The following is a 22,588-nucleotide window of genomic DNA, read 5'->3' as shown; positions in this document are numbered from 1 at the left end:
ATTTACATGAAAAATGAACAAAAATTTAATACTTTTTGCACAAAAAAAGTAGGACTTATTGCTAAAGATTATCCATTATTTAGGCAAGATTTAGAAAAATTAGAAAAAATTTTAAAAAAGTATAACGCAGAAATTTTGCTTGAAAAAAATTGTGCTAAGCGCATAGAAAAAAGTGGTTTTGAGCTTATAAAATTAGCTAAAGAGTGTGAATTTCTGATCACTCTTGGCGGAGATGGCACGATCATTTCAACTTGTAGAAAACTAGCTCACATCTCGCCACTTGTCCTTGGCATACACGCTGGTAGACTTGGATTTCTAACTGACATAATGATTAATGAGAGTGAGAAATTTTTTAAAGACTTTTTTGATGATAAATTTGAGGTAGAAATGCCTTTTATGCTTGATGTGACGCTTCACAAAAATGATGGCAAAACTGAGCAAAAGATAGCATTTAACGATGCAGTCATTGTTAGTAAAAATGGTGGTTCGATGACGCATATCGAGGCACTTTTAAATGAAAAATATTTTAATTCATATTTTGGAGACGGCGTTATAGTAGCGACACCTGCTGGAACAACGGCATATAACATGAGCGCAAATGGCCCTATTATCTATCCATTGAGCGAAGTTTTTACAGTAACTCCTATCTGCTCGCACTCACTCACGCAACGTCCAGTCGTGCTTACGAAAAATCATACGGTCAAATTTAGAACAAATAGCGATGCCATTTTAGTAATAGACGGACAAGACCGCTTTGATATGAGCAAAATTTCAGCCGTCAGCATGAGCCTCAGCGACAAAAAAGCTAGGCTGATACGTCATATTGGCAGGGATTATTTTCAAATTTTAAAAGAGAAACTTCACTGGGGTTATAATGATTGATCGAATTTTGATTAAAGATTATCTAAATTTTAAAAATGTCGAGCTAAATTTCAAAGAGGGGCTTAGCGTATTTACGGGCGTTAGCGGCGCTGGCAAGTCTGTGCTAATGAGCGCTATAATGGCTGTTTTTGGGCTAAAAGACAGCGAGGCAAGGCTGATAGAAGCTGACGTGGAGCATAAATTTGAGCTTGATGAGTTTGGCATAGAAAATGAAGAGGTCAATATTTTCAAGCTTTTAAAAGATAAGAGCACGAGGTATTTTATAAATCAGCAAGCCATTTCAAAGAAAAATTTAGCCCAAGTGGCGCGTGAGCACATCAAATATCTCTCGGCAAAAGAGGCAAACGAGTTTGAAAATGAGAAATTCCTAAATTTGCTTGATAGGCTGGAAATTTCAAAAAATGAGAATTTTAAAGAGATAAAACAAGAATTTGAAGAGGCGTTTTTAGAATTTTCTAAAATTTCAAAAGAGCTAGCCACTATAAAAGAGGAAGAGAAAAAGGTCGAGGAGCTAAAGGAGCTTGCTAGCTTTGAGATCGAGAAGATAAGAAGCGTGGGGCCTAAAAAAGGCGAGTTTGAAGAGCTTATGGAGACTAAAAAAAGGCTTAGTAAAAAGGATAAGATAAATGAGGCGTGGGCTAGAGCTGAGCGGATATTTGAGCTAGAGCATAGCGTAAATGAGGCGCTAAGTATCAGCGACCTTGACAACGGCTTTTTTGAAGATGCGATGAACGAGCTAAGAGTCGCAAGAGATAGCTTAAATATGGAGGAGCTTGACGATATCGACGTAGAGAGCGTGCTTGATAGGATAGAGGCTCTTAATGCCATCATTAGGCGATACGGCAGTGAGGAAGAGGCATTAGAAGCGCTTAATAAAAAGGAAAAAGAGCTTGCCAGATATGAAAATTTAAGCTTTGAAAAGAGTGAGCTTGAGAAGAAATTTGAAATTTTAAGCAAAAAGGCAAATGAGCTAGCTAGCATCTTAAGCAAGGCAAGGAGCGTAAATTTAAAAGAGCTTGAGAGTATGATAAATTCATATTTAAAAGAGCTTTATATGCCAGATATTACGCTGAGTATTGAGGATAAAAAGCTTGATATTTTGGGCGTTGATGAGATTTGTCTAAATTTAAATGAGACTTCGCTTAAAAATTTAAGCTCAGGCGAGCTAAACCGCCTAAGACTGGCCTTCATAGCTGCCTCTAGCGAGATCACAAAAACTGGCGGTGATGTCATTATTTTAGATGAAATAGATGCAAATTTAAGTGGAAAAGAGGCGATGAGTATCGCAAATGTCTTACTTAAGCTCGCAAATTTTTATCAAATTTTTGCTATTTCACATCAGCCACAGCTTAGCTCAAAGGCAAATTCTCACTTTTTGGTAGAACGTCATGGAGAAAACTCAGTCGTAAGAGAGCTTGATAAAGATGAACGAGTGAGCGAATTAGCGCGTATGATAAGCGGTGAGCACATAAGTGAAGAGGCAATAAATTTTGCGAAAGGGCTTTTAAAGTAGCTTAATTTAAATTATTAATTTAAGCTTTGTAAATAAATTTATTTGATAAAATCGCCACTAATTTGATAAAAATTTTTGTAGGAATAATATGGAAAGAATCCTTGTAGTTGATGATAATAAGGCGTTAGCAAAGCTGATTGTTATGCAAATGGAAAAGACTATCGATGACATGACAATTGATGTCGCATACAGTTTTGCCGAGGCTAAGACGCTAATTAGCGAGCATGACAAAGATTATTTTATGACTATTTTGGATTTAAATTTGCCAGATGCTCCAAATGGCGAAATTGTTGATTATGCACTTTCCAAAGAGCTTTCGGCTATCGTTTTAACAGGTAGCATTGACGATGAAACAAGGCAAAATTTTATAAATAAAGATATTGTGGATTATGTTTATAAAGGAAATATGGATGATATCAACTATATCTTCCAAATGATAAATAGACTGAGCAAAAATAGACAATACAAGGTTTTGGTTGTTGAAGACTCGCTTCCTTTTAGAAATATGATAAAAAAGATATTAACTAGCCTTCAGTTTAAAGTCTTGGCCGCAGCTCACGGCGAAGAGGCAATGAACTATTTTGCGGATAATCCTGATATAAATCTTATAATAACTGATTATAGAATGCCGGTAAAAGACGGTCTTGAAGTTCTAAAAGAGGTTAGAAAAGAAAAAGATAAAAATAGTCTTGGCGTAATCGTTATGACATCTCCTAGCGAAAAGACTGACGCATCAATATTTTTAAAAAATGGTGCGAGCGATTTTATAGCAAAACCATTTTCAAAAGAAGAGCTAATATGCCGTGTTAATAATACGATCGAAGCTATGGAAAATATAAACAAGATAGCAAATTTTGCAAATCGCGACTTCTTGACCGGGGTTTATAATAGAAGATTTTTTTATTCCGACGTGGAAGAGTATATCCAAGCAGCTGAAGAGACCAATGAGCCTTACGCTTTTGCAATGATTGATGTTGATTATTTTAAGAAGATAAATGATACATATGGCCATGATGGTGGAGACAAGATACTAAAATCAATCGCAAAAATTTTAAATGACAATACAAAAGGAAGTGATATCGTTGCTAGATTTGGCGGCGAAGAATTTTGCGTTGTGCTTAAAAAGATAAGCAAAGAAGAAGCTGTCAAATTTTTTGTAAATTTACGAGCCAAAGTGGCTGAAAATGAGGTAGTTATAAAAAAACAAAAAATAAGAGTGACCATATCTATAGGTGTATCTTTTGGTAATGGGCATTGCGAGATAGATGATATGCTTGAAGCTTGCGATTCGGCACTTTACACCGCAAAAGAAAATGGTAGAAATAGAGTAGAAATAGCTTTATGATTATAGATACGCATTGTCATTTGGATAGTAAAATTTACGATCCTGACCTTGATAAAATTTTAGATGAAGCCAGGAATTTAGGGCTAAAAGGCTTTATTATCCCTGGAGCTGATATCAATGATTTACCAAAAGCAGTTAAAATATCGCACGAAAACAGCGACATTTTCTTTGCTGCTGGAGTTCATCCATATGATAAAGAGAGTTTTAGCATTGAAATTTTAAGAGATTTTGCTAAAGATGAAAAATGCGTGGCGATTGGTGAATGCGGTCTTGATTACTACCGCTTGCCAAAGGATGAAAATGAAAAGATAAAAGAAAAAGAAGATCAAAAACGTATTTTTTTAGCTCAACTTGATTTAGCTGTTGAGTTAAAAAAACCCGTTATTCTTCACATTAGGGAGGCTAATGAGGACTCTTTTAACATCTTAAAAGAGTATGCACCAAAGCTTGAAGCTGGAGCGATTTTGCACTGTTATAATGCTTCGCCACTTCTTTTAGAGCTTTGTAAATTTGGGAATTTTTATTTTGGTATAGGCGGTGTTTTAACATTTAAAAATGCTAAAAATTTAGTCGAAATTTTGCCAAAAATCCCATTTGATAGGATAGTTATTGAAACTGACGCTCCTTATCTCACGCCAGAACCAAATCGTGGTAAGAGAAATGAGCCGGCGTTTACGACATTTGTTGCTAAAAAGATAGCTGAAATTTTAAACCTTGAGTTTGAAGTTGTTTGTGAAAAAACTTCAAATAATGCCAAAAGGTTGTTTAAGTGCTTTGCTTAAATTTTGAGCGTTGCACTTGTTTAAGATGCTAGCATCTTAAGTTTTGACACGAAAAAGGATAGAAATGAAAGCAATGCTTAAAATATTTTTAATATTTGCATGTAGTACCTTGCTACTGGCAAATACACCTGAAAAGAGCTCATACGATACTCAGGTAAAAATTTTAAAAGAGCTGGATATTGACGCTAGCTTTATGAAGACTTCTCACTATGCAAAGATGAGGCAAGGTATCAAACAATCACAACTTGAAACATTTACAGAAGCTCTAAAAAATGGTTATATGTATATACCGATGGTAAAAGAGCAGATCAAAAAATCAGGCGTACCTGAGTCATTCTTTTATCTAGCTATGATAGAATCAGGCTTTTCAAATCACACAGTCTCAAACGCAAAAGCTACTGGCATGTGGCAGTTTATGGAGCAAACGGCTAGACTGCATGGTCTGAAGGTAGGACAGTATGTCGATGAGAGAAAAGATCCAGTAGAGTCTACTGTTGCAGCTACAAATTATCTAAAGTCGCTTAAAAATCAATTTGGTAAGTGGTATCTAGCAGCTATGGCCTATAACTGCGGCGATGGAGCCTTAAAAAGAGCTATACAAAAAGCCGGTACAGATGACCTTGTAACGCTTCTTGACGCAGAGAAAAAATACCTTCCAGCTGAAACTAGAAATTTTGTTATCAAAATTTTAAGAGCAGCATATACCGCAAAAGACGCGGACTTCTTGATGTCTAAAGATTCATCTTTATTAAATATAAATGGAGGACTAAAGCTTGTAAAAGTAAAAGTGCCTGGTGGTACAAATTTAGCTCAAATAGGCGATAGTATCGGTCTTAGTACAAAAAAGATGAAAAATAACAATCCGCACTTAAAATTTGTATTTACTCCACCAACTCTAAAAGATTATTATGTTTATATCCCTGAAAATAAAAAACAGCTTTTTACAGAAAATTTCAAGCCATTTAACGGTAAAAATAATTTTTATACCTACGTTGTAAAAAAAGGCGAAACATTACTTTCTATCTCTAAAAAAACTGGTGTTAGTCATAGAGCGATCAAGGACTACAACGAGCTTAGCACAAATGCCGTAAGCTATAATCAAAAACTAATTATTCCATTTTCCGCACAAAATAAACCTCAAAACTATATAGTCCAAACTGGTGATACGATAGCTTCTTTATCTAAAAAATTTAATGTAAGCGAAAAAGATTTAAAAGATGCAAATTCTTTTGCTAGTTCAAATTTAAATGTTGGAGCAAATATTGTCATACCATAAGAGCCTAAAATTTTATATAGGACTAAGTTTTACTCTTCTAGTTACTGGTTGCTCTTGGAGTGGAGCACCATTTACACCAAGTGGCCCAACTAATGTAAAGGGCAACAATTCAGCTTCTATCCAAAAAGCAACAATGAGGCCTTACACGATAAATGGCAAAACATACTACCCAACCGTTGTAAGTGTGGGTGATAAGGCAAGTGGCACGGCAAGTTGGTACGGACCAAATTTTCACGGTAAAACAACCTCAAACGGCGAAATTTATAATATGTACAACATGACTGCAGCACACAAAACTTTGCCGATGAATACGATTCTTAAAGTAACAAATTTAAGAAATCAAAAAAGCGTCATTATCCGCGTAAATGATCGTGGACCTTTTGTGGCTGATAGAGTTTTAGATCTTTCAAAGGCGGCTGCAACTAAACTTGATATTATCGGTACAGGCACAGCTCCAGTCAGTATGGAAGTTATAGGCTTTAATGAAGATATAAATGCTGTTGCTAGCATTAACACTCAAGTAAAACCAACAAGCACTGGTATAAAAGTGCCAAATCCAGTCTCTCCGACAGCTCCAACTGGAGGCATTATTATTTCGTCAGAGCAACGAGTCGTAGGTGGAGATTTTATGGTGCAAATTGGCTCATTTAAAAACCTTGAGGGCGCAAACAGATATCAAAGAGAACATCAAAGCATAGATGGCTATAAGTCGGTAGTTAAGACATTTACTATAGATGGATCTACCATTTATAGAGTATTTTTAAATGGCTTTAGAAGTGAGGACGAGGCCAGGGATTATGCAAGAAGCGGTAAATTCCAAGGTGCATTTATAGTAAGAGGCTAGGGCGTGAGAGAAGAAATTTTAGAATTAACTAGAAATACAAAAGAGACACAAATCTCAATGAAACTTAAAATTTATGGCTCTGGTGTTGCAAAGATAGATACTGGCATTGGCTTTTTTAACCATATGCTTGAAGCTTTTACAAAGCATTCTTTGCTTGATCTTGAAATTTCATGCAAGGGCGATACCCATGTTGATTTTCATCATAGCGTTGAGGATGTCGGCATAGTTTTGGGTCAGCTTTTAAAAGAGGCTTTATATCCTTTAAGTGGCGTTGAGAGATTTGGCGAAGCAAGCGTTGTTATGGATGAGGCAGCTGTTTTTTGCGCGCTAGATCTTAGCAATAGAGCCTACCTCGTATATGAAAATTTTAACCAAAACGCTAAAGTAGGGGAGTTTGACACTGAGCTTGTGGAGGAATTTTTTAGGGCAGTTGCTATAAATTCAGCCATCACTCTTCATCTAAATCAAATTCGCGGTAAAAACACTCACCATATCATCGAAGCGACTTTTAAATCATTTGCCGTAGCACTTCGTAGAGCACTTGCTAAAAACGCAAGAATAGGCACTCCGAGCACAAAGGGTGTTTTATGATAGAGATTGTTTTTTTAGACATTGATGGTTGCATGACTGATGGCAAGATCATCTATAATGCAAACGGCGAAGAGCTTAAATTTTTTGATGTAAAAGATGGCTACGCGATAGAAAGCTGGCTAAAGCTTGGTAAAAAAGTAGCTATCATCACTGGCAGAAAGTCAGCCATTGTTGAGCGAAGAGCAGAGGATCTAAAGATAAATCACGTCTATCAAGGCGTTAGCGATAAATTTGAAGTGGCGAGTGAGATATTAAAATTTGAAGGGCTTAGCTTTAAAAACGCAGCAGCTATCGGCGATGACTACAATGACTATAAAATTTTAAATGCAGTTGCTTGGAGCTTTAAGCCAAAAGATGCGATAAAAGAGCTTGATGTAAAGACAAAACTAAAGCACAAAGGTGGCAATGGCGCGGTTAGAGAGATGATCGAGCTTATTATAAAATCAGAAAATTTATATGACGAGTGGTCTAAGCGTTGGTTGTAAAAATTTTCTACTTCGTCGTGGCAATTTTTAGTGTCGTGATGATATTTTTGGCAGCTCAAGATCCATACCTTGCAAATGTTTTAAAGATCGACACAAAGATATCAAATATGCAGATAAATGATGTGATAGATTATGAGATAAATTCCACAAAAATAAGCGGAGTCTACGAGGCTGACGAGCTAAATAGATACAATGATAAAGATGAATTTTTGAGTTTTAAAGCAAAAATTTTAAGAGGAAATTTAAAACATTTTTTAAGCTCAGACAAAGCAATCTCACAAAATACCGAAATCATCTTTCAAAAGAATGCGAACTATGAAAACAATGATAGTTTGAGATTTATAAGTGACGAAGTGATATATGGAACAAAAACAAAAATAGTAAGATCTGAAGCAAATTTCACGCTCATAAGAAATAATGATAAGGCACTGGGTGAGAGTGGAAGCTATGATCTTGGCAAAAAACAAACGCAGGTAAAAGGGTTAAGGGCATGGGTAGAAGAAAATCAGCGATTTTAGCGGTGATATTGGGTTTTACATTTTTAAATGCAGAGCAAGTTGAAATCACATCAAATGATTTTTTTGCAGATGAGAATAAGCAAACTAGTGAATTTATAGGTAATGTAAATATCAAAAAGGGCTCATTTGATGAGCTTAAGGCAGATAAGGTGGTCGTCTATTTTGACAAAAAACGCCAACCTATAAAATATGTGGCCACTGGCAATGCTAGAGCAAAAATTTTTATAAAAGATAAGCACTACGACGGTAAAGGCAATACTCTTACATACGAGCCAGCAAAACAGATCTATACTGTTAGTGGAAATGGCTATTTGCATGAAGTAGAAACTGATAAGAATGTTTATGGTGAAAAGATAGTTGTTAATCAAAAAGATGGCACATATAGTGTAAATAGTGATGAAAAAAAGCCTGTTAAGTTTATCTTTCAGGTAGAGGAAAAAGATAAGTGATAAGGCCACTAGGTGCTAAATTTATCACATCAAGTCCAAGTATAAAAGAGGCTCCAAGTTTCGTAACAAGCGAAGTCGTCTTTTTAGGTAGATCAAATGTTGGTAAAAGCAGCCTCATAAATACACTTGTAAACCAAAAAAATCTAGCCAAAAGCTCATCGACTCCTGGTAAAACTCAGCTTATAAATTTCTTTGAGGCCGAGTTTTGTGAGCAAAAAGATGAGCAGGAAGAAAAAGATAAATTTAAGCTCATTTTGGTTGATTTGCCAGGCTTTGGCTATGCAAAAGTGGCAAAGTCAAAGCATGATGAATGGCGTAAAAATTTAGATGAGTTTTTGAAATTTAGAAGCGACATTAGACTTTTTATACATCTAATTGATGCTAGACATTTTGACCTAGACATCGACGTGAACGTGGATTCTTACCTAAAAAGCTTTTTAAGAGCTGACCAGAAAATTTTAAATTTATATACAAAAAGCGATAAGCTAAATCAAAGCCAAAAGAGTGCGGTAATGAAATTTGATCCAAGCGGCATCTTAGTCTCAACTCTTAATAAAAGCGGTATAGAAAAGGCTAGAGAAGCCATCATAAATAACGCTCTTGGTAGATAAAATGCAAACCATAAGCAGCTTAGATGTTAAAATTTTTAAAGAATTTTGGTGGGCTGTTTTTTTATTCTCATATGAGATAGCAACTACGCAATTTGGCTTTTTGCCACCACTCATTGGCATTTTTTTTACTTATATGATTTTGGAATACTCAAGAAAACAAAAGCAATACGACGAGTTTAAGCATAATTGGTACTTTGTGATAATTTTTATAATATTTGCTGAGCAAATCCATGGATTTCATCTTTTTTCAACGATTATTGCATTTTTGCTTTTTTATAATTTTATTTTAGACTGGCTATATACCACGATGAAGTGGCGAAACTGTCTACTTATCATCTTTGTAGCAGCTGGATATACTTTAACATTTCTTGTAAATAATCTATTTGCTTATGTTTTAAATGAGCAAAATTTAACACTTTCGTCTGAATATCTATTTTTTATAGCATTTGAAAGTATCCTTGCTATCGTTCTTTTTAGGGATAAAGTGCTATGAGAATGCGCATCGTCTTTAGTGTGATCGCTCTTTTTTGGATTATACTTTTGGGACGAATTTATCATCTAAGCATAAACTCAAATACTTACTACAACGAGATCGCGGAGCAAAACGCGATAAAAACTATTTATATTCCGCCAGTTAGGGGTATCATTTTTGATGCACATGATAAGCCAATGGCTGTTAATCGCCTTGGTTTTTCAGTATCCATTAGACCTCATTTAAGTGCTAATAAAAAGGTAAAAATTTTAGATGATGAGCTAGCTTACATTGGCTCACTATTTAGTGATCTAAATGTCACAAAGCTTAAAAATGAATACATAAAAAATGACTCAGCTTATAACCAAGATTTTATAAATGTGGTTGAATTTATTGATTATGATAAATTTTTGCCATTTTTTGCATCACTTTCTTTGCGTGAAAATTTAGAGATAAGGCCCGCTTCAAAACGCCACTATCCGTATAACGATCTGGCTTCTCACATCATCGGCTATGTCGGTAGGGCAAATCAAAAAGATATGGATAATGATCCTTTGACAAAGCTTACAAATTACATTGGAAGAAGTGGCGTGGAGCGGTTTTATAATCCGATCTTACAAGGAATTCAGGGTTTTAAAAAGATAAAGGTAAATGCCTTAAATGAAGAGATCGAGCAGATAAACTATCAAGCACCACAAAGTCAAAATATCAAGCTTGCAGTCGATCTTGAGCTTCAGCAGTTTGTGGCTGATGTCTTTGGCAAAGATGCAGGAAGCGTCATAGTTATGAGTCTAAAAGATGGTGCTATCATAGCTGCTGGTAGCTTTCCAGAGTACGATCTAAACCCATTTGTGCTTGGAATTTCTCAGCCTGAATGGGAAGAGCTTGTTAAAAACGTGGATCATCCATTTACAAATAAGCTTATAAACGGCCTTTATCCGCCAGGATCTGTCGTGAAAATGGGTATGGCGCTTGCGTTTTTGGATAATGGCATGAGTAAATACGATAGCTTTTTTTGCAGTGGCTCGTATGAGCTTGGAGGGCGTAAATTCCGCTGCTGGAACTCTCACGGACATGGAAATGTTAATATGAATACGGCAATTAGAGAGAGCTGTGATGATTATTTTTATAAAGGTAGTCAAAAGATAGGGATCGACGCTATTGTGCCGATACTGGAGCGTATGGGATTTGGTAGAAAAACAGAGGTTGATTTGCCAAATGAGTTTGTGGGGACTTTGCCAAGTAGAGAGTGGAAGATGAGGAAGTATGGCAAAGCGTGGTTTCAAGGTGAGACCCTTATCACTTCTATCGGACAGGGAAATTTCTTAGTCACGCCTATGCAAGTGGCAAAATATACAGCAGGCCTTGCAACTGGGTTAAATGTGACTCCACATTTTTTAAAGAGCATTGATGGCAAGGATGTTGATTTTACACCAACAGATGATGCTTTTACGCCGTTTGAAAAATCACAACTACCAGCTATTAGGCATGCAATGTATGAAGTGGCAAATCACCCAAGAGGCACGGCAAATAGGCATTTTATTGGAAGCCTAGTTAAAGTTGCTGCAAAGACAGGTACTGCTCAGGTCGTTGGAATTTCTCAAACTGAAAAGAAACGTATGAAAGAAGAGGATATGGCGTATTTGCAAAGATCTCACGCATGGATGACTACATATGCGCCTTATGAAGATCCACAATACGTTATCACAATGGTTATCGAGCATGGTGGCCATGGCGGAAGTGCGGCTGGGCCAAAAATCGCTCAAATTTATAATAAACTCGTTGAAATGGGATATATAAATTTAGAAAGAATCCAAAGTGATCAAAATAAAAAACAAGACAGTAAGAAAAAATAAAGATCACTAAAAAGCCGTGGTAGTGACCGCTTACTTAGAAATTTTTACTGTACCCTTGGCTAAATTTATTAACTACTTTTTAATCCTCCTTATTAAATTTTGGCAAGCTTGACTAAGAATTTATGTTTTTGATAGGTAGCAAGAGTCTAAACGTTGATATATCTTTAAATCTTAACAAAATGTGATGATTAGGAAAAATATCAATTTCCAAAATGTTTAAATATAGTAAAACGTAGCAAAGCAAGATATCTCTTTGCTACTTTTAGAGGCTCATAACGAAAATTTTTGATTTTTATATGCGATTTTATCAGTGGCGTTTGCCTTTTTAAAGCCATTTAGCCTTAGCCTGCAGCTATCGCAAAGTCCGCATGCCTCGTCCTCACTCTCGTAGCAGCTCCAAGTGAGCTCTAGCGGCGAGCCAAGCTCAAGAGATTTTGCTACGATGTCAGCCTTACTTAAATTTACAAGTGGAGTAATTATCTCGCACGAGAAACTAGGCGATGTACCCAAATTTATAGCCTCGTTTATACTTTTTATGAAGCTTTCTTTGCAGTCAGGATAACCTGAACTATCTTCTTCTACGACTCCGATATAGATAGCTTGTGCATTTTCTTTTTCAGCAAGTGCGGCAGCGACCGAGATAAAAATACCATTTCGAAAAGGCACGTAAGTATTTGGCACATCTTTTTCCACCCCGTCTTTTCTTATTTGCAAGCTTTCATCGGTTAAAGAATTTCCGCCTATTTGGGCAATAAAGCTAACATCTAAACTCATCTTTTTTGTAATGCCTAATCTTTCACAAATTTCGTTAAATGCACGTTTTTCACGTTTCATCGTTCTTTGGCCATAGTCAAAATGAAGCGCTACGATCTCATATCCAGCCTTTTTTGCGATTACAGCACAAAGCGTACTATCCATGCCGCCGCTCATTATACAAACTGCTTTTTTCATATTTTGCCTTTTATTTTTGCTAGAATTATACAAAAAAGTTACTAAGGAAAGAGCCTAAAATGATACTTTGCGAAGAGAGCTATCCAAAAATTTTAGATGAAATTTGTGAATATTTGACACTAGGAGAAATCGAGCTAGTTTTTGTCGATAAGGAAGAGATGAGAGAACTAAATAAAACCGAGCGAGGCATTGATAAAACGACAGATGTCTTAAGCTTTCCGCTTGAGCTTGTCATTCATGCCCCACTTGGCTCAATCGTTATAAACAAAGATATGGTAAAAGAGAAAGCCACTGAGCTAAATCATAGCGAAGAGGCCGAAACCGCACTACTTTTTACGCATGGATTGCTTCATATCTTGGGATTTGATCATGAAAAAGATGATGGCGAAATGAGAGAAAAAGAGTGTGAAGTGATAAAAAAATTTGAGCTGCCTAAAAGCCTAATCGTAAGAAGCGAGGATGTTAGGCTAATTGATCTTATAAATAATAAAAGCTTAAAAGAGTAGATTTTCTTCAGATGTTTTGTGAAGCTCTTCTAAAAGCTCCTCTTTTTGGCATAAAATCAATATATAGATAAAATTTTTAAGCTTTTTTATCTCGCTTAAATTTTTAAAGTAGATTGCGTTTTGTACTTTTAATAACGAGCCTTCTGGCAAGCAAATTTTTATCTCATCAGGGCTAAATTTTTTATTTAAAAATATACTTTGGCTTATGAATAAATCTTCATCGCTTTCAGTAATTATAGCTCTAAAGCTATTTCCAAAACTAGTTGGAATAAAATTTTTATCTATAAAAATCGGGTCAAAATGCCCGTGAATCCTACCTTCGTAAGGCTTAAATGAAATTTTATTACTATCAAGAAATTTTAAAAGCCCATAAAACATCCCAGCAAAAACTCGTGGTATGTTTAAGTTTTGATAGTATGTTTGCTTAAAGACTGTGCTTGTAAAAAATATCGAGCTTGGATTTATCTCGTGCATAGTCGTATCTGTGTAAATGGTCTCAAAAAGAGGCGATATTCGCTGAAGTGTTCTTGTATCATCGCCAAAAAAGACATCAAAGACCTTTGCGTGAAAAATTTGATTGAAAAGCTCAGTAATATTTTTTGACATGACGTGTGCATTAGAGCCAAGCTTTGATTTTTCTAAAAAGTCATTTATAAAAGGATTTACTGCGCAAAATTTTAAATCTTTATGAGTAGCCTCAAATCTCATGAGTTTTATCATGGCAGTTTGTAAGCTACTAACTTTTAAAAAAGCGATCTCTTTGTCGATAATTGGTACATTATCTTCGCTAATTATGGCGTATGCGCCTTGTTTGATTGCAGTTTCTATATCGCTATCGTTTGCATTTAAGCAAATATATGCAAAGCCGCGCCTTACGTGTTTTAGCTCAAAAACAAACTCACTGACGCTAGTTATCGTCGGTGCGTTTAGAGCCTCGGCATTTATTAGACGAGTTAAATTCTCTATTGTCATTTAGCCAACGATCGCGCCGTTTTTAACTTTGCCTTGCGTACCAAGAAGTGTTAGCGAGCCATCAGATGCGCTTAGGATCATGCCTTGAGAGACATATTTTTTCATCATCGTTCGCTCTTTTAAATTTGCTAAAACGCAAACTTGTTTGCCCACAAGCGAGCTAGGCTCGTAGTATTTGGCGATACCAGATAAAATTTGACGTGGCTGCTCCTCGCCAAGATCTATCTTAAATTTAAGCAGCTTCTCACTACCCTCGACTCTCTCGCATTCGAGCACTTCGCCTACTTTTATCACCACCTTTGCAAAGTCATCAATGCTAATGATTTCGTCCTCTTTTTTATCCTCTTTTGGCTCAGCTTTTACCTCAACCTTTGGCGGCTCATTTGCCTCGCTCATTAGCTCTTTTTCTATTCTTGGGAAAAGTGGCTCGGTAGCTTTTGCCACAAAATTTAAAATTTCATTTTTCAAAACAAGGCTTTCATAAGATACTGTGTCTATGCTAAAGCCAAGCGTGTCAGCTATCTTAGCACAAGTTTTTGGCATGGCTGGACTAAGCAGTATCGCCACTTTTGCAAGTAAATTTGCGCAAAGTGCCACAAGCGCGTTTGCCTCGTCACTTTTGCCAGCTTTTACAAGTGACCATGGCTCATACTTCGCAACGGCTGCATTTGCTAGCGTTACGATCTTCCAAAGATCCTCTAAATAGCGGTTTGTTGCTAAATTTTCTAAATTTTTAATAGCCTCATCAAGGTAGCCCTTCGCCTCATCAAGCTCGGCTTTGTGAAATTTGATCACGTCTTTTGAATAGATTTTATAGTCGCTATACTTTGCGCTCATGCCAACTATTCGGCTTAGCAGGTTGCCAAGACCGTTGCCAAGTTCTGAGTTTATGCGCTCGATCAAAGCCTTTTGGCTGTAGTCGCCATCTTGTCCAAACGGCACCTCTCTAAGCAAAAAGTATCTGAAATTTTCAAGCCCATAAGCGTTTGCGACCTCTCTTGGGTTTATGACATTACCCTTGCTTTTACTCATCTTTTCGCCATCTATTGTCCACCAGCCGTGTGCCGCGACGTGTTTTGGTAGTGGCAAGCCAAGACTCATCAAAAATGCCGGCCAGTAAACTGCGTGAAAGCGTAAAATATCTTTGCCAACGATGTGAGTAGTGTATGGCCAAAGATCCATTCTAGCATCATCTCTTGAATATCCTAGTGTTGTTAGGTAGTTTATAAGCGCGTCAAGCCAGACGTACATAACGTGCTTTTCATCGTTTGCGCTCTTTGGTAGCTTTATGCCCCAGTCAAAGCTCGTTCTTGTTACTGAAAGATCTTTTAGTCCACATTTTACAAAGCTTACGACCTCGTTTTTCTTGCCTTTTGGGATGACGCAAAGCTCGTCATTTTCGTACCATTTTAAAAGCGCGTCTTCATATTTTGAAAGCTTGAAAAAGTAGCTCTCTTCTTTGACTAAAGACGTCACGCGGCCACAGTCTGGACAGTGATTGTCTTCTAGTAGGTCTCTTTGGTTAAAAAAAGTTTCACAGCTAACGCAGTAAAATCCCTCATATTCGCCTTTGTAAATGTCGCCATTTGCTTGCATTTTTTCAAAAACATTTTGCACAGTTTGTTTGTGCTCTTCGTCGGTCGTTCTTATAAAATGATCATAGCTTATCTCAAACTCATCCCAAAGTGATCTAAATTTCGCACTGATCTCATCAGCATACTCTTTTGGTGTCTTACCTCTTGCGCGAGCTGCTTGTTCGATCTTTTGACCATGCTCATCTGTGCCAGTCATAAAGTAGGTCTCTTTGCCTTGCAAGCGGTTAAATCTAGCAAGTGTATCAGCGATGATAGTCGTGTAGGCGTGACCGATGTGTGGCACGTCGTTTACATAGTATATTGGGGTCGTTATATAAGCTTTTTCTTTCATATTTTTCCTTTAATTTTAAAAATCAAATCCACCATCGCTGCCAGTATTGCCTTTTGACATCGAGTTATAGCAGCTATTTACATACTCTTTTCTTGTCTCGCAGTCAAAAAATACTTCGCAGTTAAAGCAGCTTTTTTGCCCTTTTTGGCTTTGGCACTCTTGCAAAATTTTTGCTTTTTGCTTTAAGGCTAGCTCAAATGCGTCAAGTGGCTCGTTTGCTTGTGTTTCTTGCATTATTTTTGCTCGTAAAATTTATACAAAAGAGAAATTTCATCACGTGAGCCAAAAAAGCATGGCGTTGTTTGGTGAATTTTTTCTATTTTTATATCAAAAAGTGTTTGGTTTTTGCCGTTTGAGGTTGCGCCCTTTGCGTTTTCATATATGAAGGCAAATGGCAACACTTCAAAGACTACTCTTAGCTTGCCATTTGGATGATCACTCGTTGCTGGGTAGCTAAAAAGGCCACCACCTTTTAGTAGAATTTGATGCAGGTCACTCACCATCGCACCTGAGTATCTTAGTCTGTAGCCCTCGTTAAATAGCTCGTTTATGAAGTTTCTATGAGTTTGGCTCCAGCCCTTTTGCGTAGCCCCTGTGGCGTTTAGCTTGCCTTTTTCTTTTAGCTCAAGCTCTTTTACAAATTTAAACTCGCCATCTTTGCCAAGCCTGTAAAATTTAGGCAAAGCGCCCTTTTTCTCAGCAATTACCAGCTCAAGTCTTGGGCCATATATGCTGTAAGCTGCGGCTATTAAATTTTCTGGTTTTACTTCGTTTTCATAGATACCAAAGATCGAGCCAACGGCGAAATTTACATCAACTAAGCTTGAGCCATCAAGTGGATCGTAAGCGATTATAAATTTAGCATTTTTATTTATCTCAAGCTCATCCTCTTTCTCTTCGCTAATTAGCGCTTTTACGCATGAAAGCTGCTTAAATTTAGCTGTGATGATCTCGTCGCTTTTTACATCAAGCTTTAGCTGGGTGTCGCCAGTTGCGTTTTCGTGAGTTGTGTAGCCAAGATCGGCGTATTTTATCACTTCGCTTATCTCTTTTGCGATCTCTTTTATGGTGTTAAAAATTTGGTTTAATTCTTGCATTATACAGCCTTTGCATTTTTAATTATCCACGCACAAATGGCGTCTATATCGTCTAAATTTATATTTTTTATCTCGTAAGGAATTTGTTTTTTATATGTTGCGATCGCGTCTGAAAAGCTAAGATATTTTTCATCTATTTCATCTTTAAAAACGCTTAACCTTGGTAGTGGAAGCGTCTTTAAACCCTCAACTAAGAGCATATCAAACTCACCTAGCATTTTAATGACATCGCTAATTTCTTGTGGATTTTGTGAGAAATAAGTTGTTCTAGTCGGACTCATCACCACCACATCTGCTCCGGTTTGAGAAAATTTAAAGCTATCCTTGCCTTCAACATCAAATTTGGCCTTGTCGCCTGGATCATGTTTTACTATCGCGACTTTCAAACCATCATCTATAAATTTTTTTGCTACCTTTAAAATAAGAGTCGTTTTCCCGCTATTTGAAGGGCCAGAAAAAGCAATAGCAAGTCTTTTCATAAGAACCTTTTTTGTTAAAATTTCTCGCGATTATAACTTATGTTGGCTTTAAAATTTATGAGTGAAATTTAAAAATTAAAATGCTAAAATGGCAGAAATTTTAGAAATTCAAGAGTTTTTATGAGCAAATTTATATCGTTTTTTGTATTTATTTTGATGATATTTGGCTGTGCTGGTGAAAAAGTAATCGTGCATGAGCCGTTAAAAAATGAGCTTTTGGCCTACACAAGCAAAAGTGAGATTATTGATGGTGCTGACAGGACGCTCATCATCGCTACCTATTTAAATCCGATCTACAATTCAAATTTAGACCAGAGCAAAGAGCACTTTTTGGTGGCCATAAATCCAAAAGAGCACGCTAGCGAGCTAAATAATATAAAGGTAAATAACGACTCAAATGCCACAAATACAAGGCTACTTGATGAAAATGACGAGATGCTAAAATTTGCTGGATTTTCGATGCCTTGGGCGCTCTATTATGAAGTGACCGCACCAAGTAAGCAAAGCGATGATCTAGCACTTAGTTTCGAAATTTATCAGTCAAAGCCGGTTTTGTTAAATTTTCGAAAAGTTGCGAAATCTTTATATTGGAACCAGTAAGCGCCATATAGATTACGTAGTTGGCAAGCACCTTCTTTCCGTAGTTTCTAGTTTCTGCGACTGGGACAAGCTCGATCGATAAAAATGGCTCGAATTTTCCCTCTTTAAACATATCATCTCTTGTGATAAGCTTTTTGGTAAAGCCAATACCGCCGTTGTACGCGTATGCGGTAAAGAGCGGATGATAGAGAAATTTATCAAGATAGTTTAGGTGGTGATTTGCAAATTTAAATGCGACATCTGTTTTAAAAAGATCGTCTTGGTCAAAATTTGGGATCTTTAGCTCTTTTTTACCGATCGCATTTGCTAGAAATGGCATAAACTGCATCATTCCAAGGGCGTATGAAGTAGAAACCACGCTTGGGATAAAGAGACTCTCTTGTCTAGCTAGGGCATAGATCATCGATTTTCTTTCGTTGCTGATACCCTCAAGCTCAGGAGAGCTTGGCATCAAGAAGTATTGTTTCTCCCAACCATGCGCCTTTTGCATGAAATATGCATAGGCACCGATACTTTCGTTTGTATAAAATTTCTTCGCAAATTCGCTTGCTTGCGTGGCATTCATATCCTTTGCAAGGGCTATAGTTTTGTTCCATAAGAACGGATCGCTCACGTCAAAATTTTCGATATTTTGCTTGCTAGGCCTTGGCACGATGACCTCAAGTGACTCGCCACCGATCAAATCTCTTGCGTAAAGTGAGTAGATATTCGCGTCCCTGCTGGCACTTAGCTCTTTTAAAAATCTTTCGTTTTTGCTTATCTGGTACTGCCAAAAGGCCGCATTGTCTCTTTGCCAAGCTCTTTCAAATGTGCTCTTGGCTCTTGCAAAAAGACTAAAAGCGATATCGTCTTGTCCTAGTAAAATCGCATTTAATCCAAGCGTAAAAGCGTCATTTTTTTCAGTGATGGCTGGATCGATGCTTAGCAAATTTCTCCTAAAGCCTTCATATTTTTTATTAAAAACAATATCGTTTAATAAATTTGTAAAGCCCTTTTGCGAGTAGAGCTTGGTCATAAAATTTGTATCAAAACTTTCGCTAAAAAGTGTACTTTTGTTTTGTGGGCTAGAGGCGTTAAATAGCTCTAAAAAGCTCTTTGTATCGTTTAAATTTGCAAAAACTTTAGCCGGATTTGCTTCATTTAATGCGAGTAAAATTTTTGATTTTTCTGGATTTGTCTTTGCAAGATTGGCTGCTAAAATTTCACGAGTATGATTGTCAAGCTTTAAACTAAAAGCAATAGATGTTAGCAAATTTTGGCAGGTTAGATTTGCCTGGGTGATATTTTTTGTATTTACACCAGGACATTTGCTAGGAGCCACTTTTGGAGGTAAAATTTTATCGATTGATTTTTGAACAAGGCCCGCTTTTCTAAATACATCATGCGAAAGATCTGCGATCTGCTCTTTTGTATAGCTGCCCTCGTTAATAAGACGGTTGATGTAGTAGTCTTTTGCTAGGCTTTTTGGCTCTTTTTTTAGCTCTTCGTAGGTGTAAATTTTAGCTAAAAGAGCAACACAGGCAAGAGAGAGAATACTAAAGTGACGCAGCAAAACCAAACAAAAGCCTTATTAAAAATTGATCTAAAAATTGAAGTGCTAAAAGTACGATAAGCGGAGTAAAGTCGATACCACTAAAATTTGTTTTTATATAGCGTCTAATAAAGCTATAAACCGGCTCAGTTAGCCTATAAAGTAGCTGCACGACCGGCGAGCTAGGATCTGGCCTGACCCAGCTAATCAGAGCTGCTGCGATGATAACCCAAGTATAGACCGTGATAATAAGGTGCAAAATGTTTGCAATCGCTGAAAATAGAGTGGAAAGTATCATTTTTGCTCCTAGATTAAAATTTTTGCTAGATCATCTTTGATAAGAGGATAAAGCTCGCTTAGCTCAGGGCCGTGAAGGTCGTTTGTAAGCAGCGCACGTAGTGGCATGAAAAAGTTTTTACCTTTTAAATTTGTAGCGCTCATAAGCTCTTTTTTAAACTCATCAAATGTTTCGCAAGCTTTTAAATTACGAGCTGCTTTTTTGATGATCTCAAATTCGTTTTTGTACTCATCTGGAGCTATTTTTGGTGAGTATATAGCCTCAACTTTTTCTTTTATCTCAGGCACCAGGGAGCTCTCTTGAGTGTAAAATTTAACTAGCTCAACCTTGCTATCATCCACGCCAAAGATCTCTTTTATGCGCTCTTTTGAAGCAAGCTTGATGTGCTCTCTATTTATCTGCTCAAGCTTTTTCACGTCAAATCTAGCAGGCGAGCGTGAAATTTTGGTTATATCAAACCACTTTACCGCATCTTCGATCGTAAAAATTTCAGTTGGAGTTTTATTGCCAAGAAGTATCAGATAGTTTGCGATCGCCTCAGGTAAAAATCCCTGCTCAAAGAGCCATTTTACGCTTGATTCGTTCTCGCGTTTGCTCATTTTTTTACCCTCTATATTTAAAAGGATAGGCAAATGCGCGTAGTTCATCTTGCCAGTGTAGCCAAGCCCCTCACGTATGAGGTCTTGCTTTGGTGTGTTGCTCACGTGATCCTCGCCGCGTATGACAAAGGTTACGCCCTCAAGCATATCATCAACCGCGCAGGCGAAGTTATAAGTTGGAGTTTTGTCTGCTCTCATGATGACAAAGCTATCAACAGCGTCTGGCTCGAAGCTTAGCTCGCCTTTGATCGCGTCTGTAAAACTCATCGTACGTGTTGGTTTTTTCATGCGGATGACAAATGGCTTCTCGCAGTTTAAAACTTCGGCGTCACTTAATCTCTCGCAGGTGCCGTCATATCTATATGCCACGCCTTGCTCTTTTGCTTTTTGTTTTTTTGCTTCGAGCTCTTCTTCGGTGCAAAAGCAAGCAAATGCCTTTTTATCGATGAGAAGCTTTGATGCAAGCTGTCTGTGGAATTTTAAATTTTCACTTTGGATGTAAATTTGCTCTGGTTTTATGCCAAATTTGCTCAAAATTTCTAAGATATCTTTCTCTTTTCCCTCGATATTTCGCTCTTTGTCGGTATCTTCTATGCGTAAAATAAAACCACTTTTATCTTGCAAAGAACAAATATAGTTGAAAATAGCAGCACGTAAATTTCCTATGTGCATATCTCCTGTTGGAGAGGGTGCAAAACGATACATAAGCTCATTCCTTACGTTAAATTTGAAGTTTGGATTATAACACTCGCTTGATAAATTTAAAGTTATGTAATTTTAAATTTTTAGGCTAAGCAAAGCATATTTTTTATAAAATCCGCACGAAAATTTAACTATTTATAGGAGAAAGAATGAGTTTTATCAGCGAATTTAAAGAATTTGCGATGCGCGGAAATGTCATAGATATGGCAGTTGGTGTTGTTATCGGTGGGGCATTTGGAAAGATCGTTTCATCGCTAGTTGGTGATATTATCATGCCAGTTGTTGGCGTTATAACAGGCGGTGTAAATTTCACTGATCTTAAGCTAACACTAAAAGAAGCAGCAGAAGGTGCGCCTGCTGTTACGATAAACTATGGCTCATTTATACAAACAATGGTTGATTTTTTAATCATTGCATTTTGTATTTTTTGCGTCATCAAGGCTTTAAATACACTTAAAAATAAACTACCAAAAGAAGAAGAGGCAGCTCCTGCAGAGCCTGAAACTCCAGCTGATATAGCACTTCTAACTGAGATCAGAGATCTTCTTAAAAAATAAATTCTTAAATTAAAGGGATAAAGCTCCCTTTGAAATCCGTTAAATTTTGTCCTATTTTTTATGCTAAAATGCTTTTTTATCTTAAAAGCGAGTGAAATATGATAGAACAAATCCCATTTTTTCAAGGTCTTAGCGCCGATGACCTAGCCAAACTTGAAGCAATAAGCGTTGTTAAAAAATACAAAAAAGGCGAGTTTTTATTTATAGAGGGCGAGGAGCCAAAGTGGCTTACATTTTTGATAACTGGCTCGGTTAAACTTTATAAAACTACGGCAAATGGTAAGGAAATTTTTATCCATCAGCTTGCACCTATGAATTTTGTAGCTGAAGTCGTAAATTTTGAAAATATACCTTATCCAGCGAGCGCCATTTTTACTATCTCTGGCGAGGTTTTAAAGATAAATTATGAAAAATTTGAAACACAATTTTTAACAAAACCAGAAATTTGCATGAAATTTCTAAGATCAATGGCTCAAAAGATAAGAATAACTACAAATTTACTCCACCAAGAACTAATACTAAGCTCCGAAGAGAAGGTGGCTAGGTTCATTTTAAATCATGAAGATCTATTTAATGAGCTAAAACATACAAAAATTTCATCAATACTTAATATGACTCCAGAAACTTTTTCGAGAATTTTAAATAAATTTAAAACAAATGGTTTGGTCAAACTTGATGAGAAGAACCAAATTTTGGAAAAAGATGTAGGTGGGCTACAAGAAATTTATTCTTATTGAAAGTTAATA

At 36.7% G+C, this 22,588-nt stretch carries 26 protein-coding genes; 17 read left to right on the top strand and 9 right to left on the bottom strand.

Going from position 1 to position 22,588, the window contains the following annotated elements; translation table 11 throughout:
• Positions 1–6: 6 nt before the first annotated feature.
• From F3H01_RS00130 to mrdA, 13 genes are all read left to right on the top strand, one after another.
• Positions 7–882, top strand: coding sequence for an NAD(+) kinase (locus F3H01_RS00130; RefSeq protein WP_149724439.1), 876 nt, complete (start codon positions 7–9; stop codon positions 880–882).
• Positions 875–2,395 (top strand): AAA family ATPase, encoded by a 1,521-nt coding sequence (locus tag F3H01_RS00125; RefSeq protein ID WP_188116325.1) that lies wholly within the window; start codon positions 875–877, stop codon positions 2,393–2,395. The genes F3H01_RS00130 and F3H01_RS00125 overlap by 8 nt, the downstream gene beginning before the upstream one ends.
• A gap of 88 nt (positions 2,396–2,483) precedes the next feature.
• Positions 2,484–3,740 (top strand): GGDEF domain-containing response regulator, encoded by a 1,257-nt coding sequence (locus F3H01_RS00120; protein WP_149724438.1) that lies wholly within the window; start codon positions 2,484–2,486, stop codon positions 3,738–3,740.
• A complete protein-coding gene (locus F3H01_RS00115) occupies positions 3,737–4,522 on the top strand; it encodes a TatD family hydrolase (protein WP_149724437.1) in 786 nt (261 codons plus the stop codon). Before F3H01_RS00120 ends, F3H01_RS00115 begins: the two co-directional genes overlap by 4 nt.
• A 64-nt stretch (positions 4,523–4,586) precedes the next feature.
• Complete coding sequence (locus tag F3H01_RS00110) at positions 4,587–5,798, top strand: lytic transglycosylase domain-containing protein (RefSeq protein WP_149724436.1); 1,212 nt, start codon at positions 4,587–4,589, stop codon at positions 5,796–5,798.
• Entirely contained in the window at positions 5,785–6,642 is an 858-nt protein-coding gene (locus F3H01_RS00105) for a septal ring lytic transglycosylase RlpA family protein (RefSeq protein ID WP_149724435.1), read from the top strand. The genes F3H01_RS00110 and F3H01_RS00105 overlap by 14 nt, the downstream gene beginning before the upstream one ends.
• Before the next feature lie 15 nt (positions 6,643–6,657).
• Entirely contained in the window at positions 6,658–7,233 is a 576-nt protein-coding gene (gene hisB / locus F3H01_RS00100) for an imidazoleglycerol-phosphate dehydratase HisB (protein WP_188116328.1), read from the top strand.
• Positions 7,230–7,718: a KdsC family phosphatase gene (locus F3H01_RS00095; RefSeq protein WP_149724433.1), complete on the top strand. Its 489-nt coding sequence runs from the start codon at positions 7,230–7,232 to the stop codon at positions 7,716–7,718. Before hisB ends, F3H01_RS00095 begins: the two co-directional genes overlap by 4 nt.
• A complete protein-coding gene (locus tag F3H01_RS00090) occupies positions 7,709–8,236 on the top strand; it encodes an LPS export ABC transporter periplasmic protein LptC (RefSeq protein WP_149724432.1) in 528 nt (175 codons plus the stop codon). The genes F3H01_RS00095 and F3H01_RS00090 overlap by 10 nt, the downstream gene beginning before the upstream one ends.
• Positions 8,209–8,685, top strand: a complete 477-nt coding sequence (gene lptA, locus F3H01_RS00085; protein ID WP_072594780.1) for a lipopolysaccharide transport periplasmic protein LptA — start codon at positions 8,209–8,211, stop codon at positions 8,683–8,685. The genes F3H01_RS00090 and lptA overlap by 28 nt, the downstream gene beginning before the upstream one ends.
• On the top strand, positions 8,682–9,296 hold the full coding sequence (gene yihA / locus F3H01_RS00080; RefSeq protein WP_072594781.1) for a ribosome biogenesis GTP-binding protein YihA/YsxC: 615 nt from the start codon (positions 8,682–8,684) through the stop codon (positions 9,294–9,296). Before lptA ends, yihA begins: the two co-directional genes overlap by 4 nt.
• 1 nt (position 9,297) lies before the next feature.
• The gene (locus F3H01_RS00075; protein ID WP_149724431.1) at positions 9,298–9,789 is read left to right on the top strand and encodes a hypothetical protein; all 492 of its coding nucleotides are present in this window, start codon (positions 9,298–9,300) and stop codon (positions 9,787–9,789) included.
• The gene (gene mrdA / locus F3H01_RS00070; RefSeq protein WP_149724430.1) at positions 9,786–11,624 is read left to right on the top strand and encodes a penicillin-binding protein 2; all 1,839 of its coding nucleotides are present in this window, start codon (positions 9,786–9,788) and stop codon (positions 11,622–11,624) included. Before F3H01_RS00075 ends, mrdA begins: the two co-directional genes overlap by 4 nt.
• A 270-nt stretch (positions 11,625–11,894) precedes the next feature.
• On the opposite strand, the gene queC is transcribed toward mrdA, so the two are convergent.
• Positions 11,895–12,608: a 7-cyano-7-deazaguanine synthase QueC gene (gene queC, locus F3H01_RS00065; protein WP_262483482.1), complete on the bottom strand. Its 714-nt coding sequence runs from the start codon at positions 12,606–12,608 to the stop codon at positions 11,895–11,897.
• Between the two features lie 26 nt (positions 12,609–12,634).
• On the opposite strand from queC, the gene ybeY reads away from it, so the two are divergent.
• Positions 12,635–13,081: an rRNA maturation RNase YbeY gene (gene ybeY / locus F3H01_RS00060; RefSeq protein ID WP_103651051.1), complete on the top strand. Its 447-nt coding sequence runs from the start codon at positions 12,635–12,637 to the stop codon at positions 13,079–13,081.
• Here the strand turns inward: ybeY and F3H01_RS00055 are convergent.
• Genes F3H01_RS00055 through mobB form a run of 5 tightly spaced genes read right to left on the bottom strand, consistent with a single transcriptional unit; the run spans position 13,070 to position 17,555 of the window.
• Positions 13,070–14,053 carry a ferrochelatase gene (locus tag F3H01_RS00055; RefSeq protein WP_087585612.1) on the bottom strand — a complete coding sequence of 328 codons (984 nt, stop codon included), beginning with the start codon at positions 14,051–14,053 and terminating at the stop codon, positions 13,070–13,072. The genes ybeY and F3H01_RS00055 overlap by 12 nt on opposite strands.
• Entirely contained in the window at positions 14,054–15,979 is a 1,926-nt protein-coding gene (gene metG, locus F3H01_RS00050; protein WP_149724428.1) for a methionine--tRNA ligase, read from the bottom strand.
• 15 nt (positions 15,980–15,994) lie between these two features.
• Positions 15,995–16,213, bottom strand: coding sequence for a hypothetical protein (locus tag F3H01_RS00045; RefSeq protein WP_084040864.1), 219 nt, complete (start codon positions 16,211–16,213; stop codon positions 15,995–15,997).
• The gene (locus tag F3H01_RS00040) at positions 16,213–17,076 is read right to left on the bottom strand and encodes a class 1 fructose-bisphosphatase (protein WP_103641309.1); all 864 of its coding nucleotides are present in this window, start codon (positions 17,074–17,076) and stop codon (positions 16,213–16,215) included. Before F3H01_RS00040 ends, F3H01_RS00045 begins: the two co-directional genes overlap by 1 nt.
• On the bottom strand, positions 17,076–17,555 hold the full coding sequence (gene mobB / locus F3H01_RS00035) for a molybdopterin-guanine dinucleotide biosynthesis protein B (protein WP_084040860.1): 480 nt from the start codon (positions 17,553–17,555) through the stop codon (positions 17,076–17,078). The genes F3H01_RS00040 and mobB overlap by 1 nt, the downstream gene beginning before the upstream one ends.
• Positions 17,556–17,675: 120 nt before the next feature.
• Here mobB and F3H01_RS00030 point away from each other — a divergent pair, with 120 nt between their 5' ends.
• A complete protein-coding gene (locus F3H01_RS00030) occupies positions 17,676–18,155 on the top strand; it encodes a hypothetical protein (RefSeq protein WP_103625254.1) in 480 nt (159 codons plus the stop codon).
• On the opposite strand, the gene F3H01_RS00025 is transcribed toward F3H01_RS00030, so the two are convergent.
• From F3H01_RS00025 to gltX, 3 genes are read right to left on the bottom strand one after another with little or no spacing between them, the layout of a single operon-like run.
• Complete coding sequence (locus tag F3H01_RS00025) at positions 18,076–19,713, bottom strand: lytic transglycosylase domain-containing protein (protein WP_149724427.1); 1,638 nt, start codon at positions 19,711–19,713, stop codon at positions 18,076–18,078. The two genes, F3H01_RS00030 and F3H01_RS00025, sit on opposite strands and share 80 nt — an antisense overlap.
• Entirely contained in the window at positions 19,691–19,984 is a 294-nt protein-coding gene (locus F3H01_RS00020; RefSeq protein ID WP_021090481.1) for a YggT family protein, read from the bottom strand. Before F3H01_RS00020 ends, F3H01_RS00025 begins: the two co-directional genes overlap by 23 nt.
• Positions 19,985–19,992: 8 nt before the next feature.
• The gene (gltX, locus tag F3H01_RS00015) at positions 19,993–21,288 is read right to left on the bottom strand and encodes a glutamate--tRNA ligase (RefSeq protein ID WP_103641307.1); all 1,296 of its coding nucleotides are present in this window, start codon (positions 21,286–21,288) and stop codon (positions 19,993–19,995) included.
• A gap of 146 nt (positions 21,289–21,434) precedes the next feature.
• Between gltX and mscL the strand changes: the two genes are divergently transcribed.
• Positions 21,435–21,842 (top strand): large-conductance mechanosensitive channel protein MscL, encoded by a 408-nt coding sequence (gene mscL, locus F3H01_RS00010; RefSeq protein ID WP_009294582.1) that lies wholly within the window; start codon positions 21,435–21,437, stop codon positions 21,840–21,842.
• A 98-nt stretch (positions 21,843–21,940) separates the two neighbouring features.
• Entirely contained in the window at positions 21,941–22,579 is a 639-nt protein-coding gene (locus F3H01_RS00005) for a Crp/Fnr family transcriptional regulator (protein ID WP_149702570.1), read from the top strand.
• Positions 22,580–22,588: the final 9 nt, after the last annotated feature.

This window comes from Campylobacter concisus (genome assembly GCF_902460875.1).
Classification (GTDB): domain Bacteria; phylum Campylobacterota; class Campylobacteria; order Campylobacterales; family Campylobacteraceae; genus Campylobacter_A; species Campylobacter_A concisus_AA.
The sequence above is the reverse complement of the archived record's forward strand: the minus strand, read 5'-3'. Positions and strand labels throughout refer to the sequence as shown.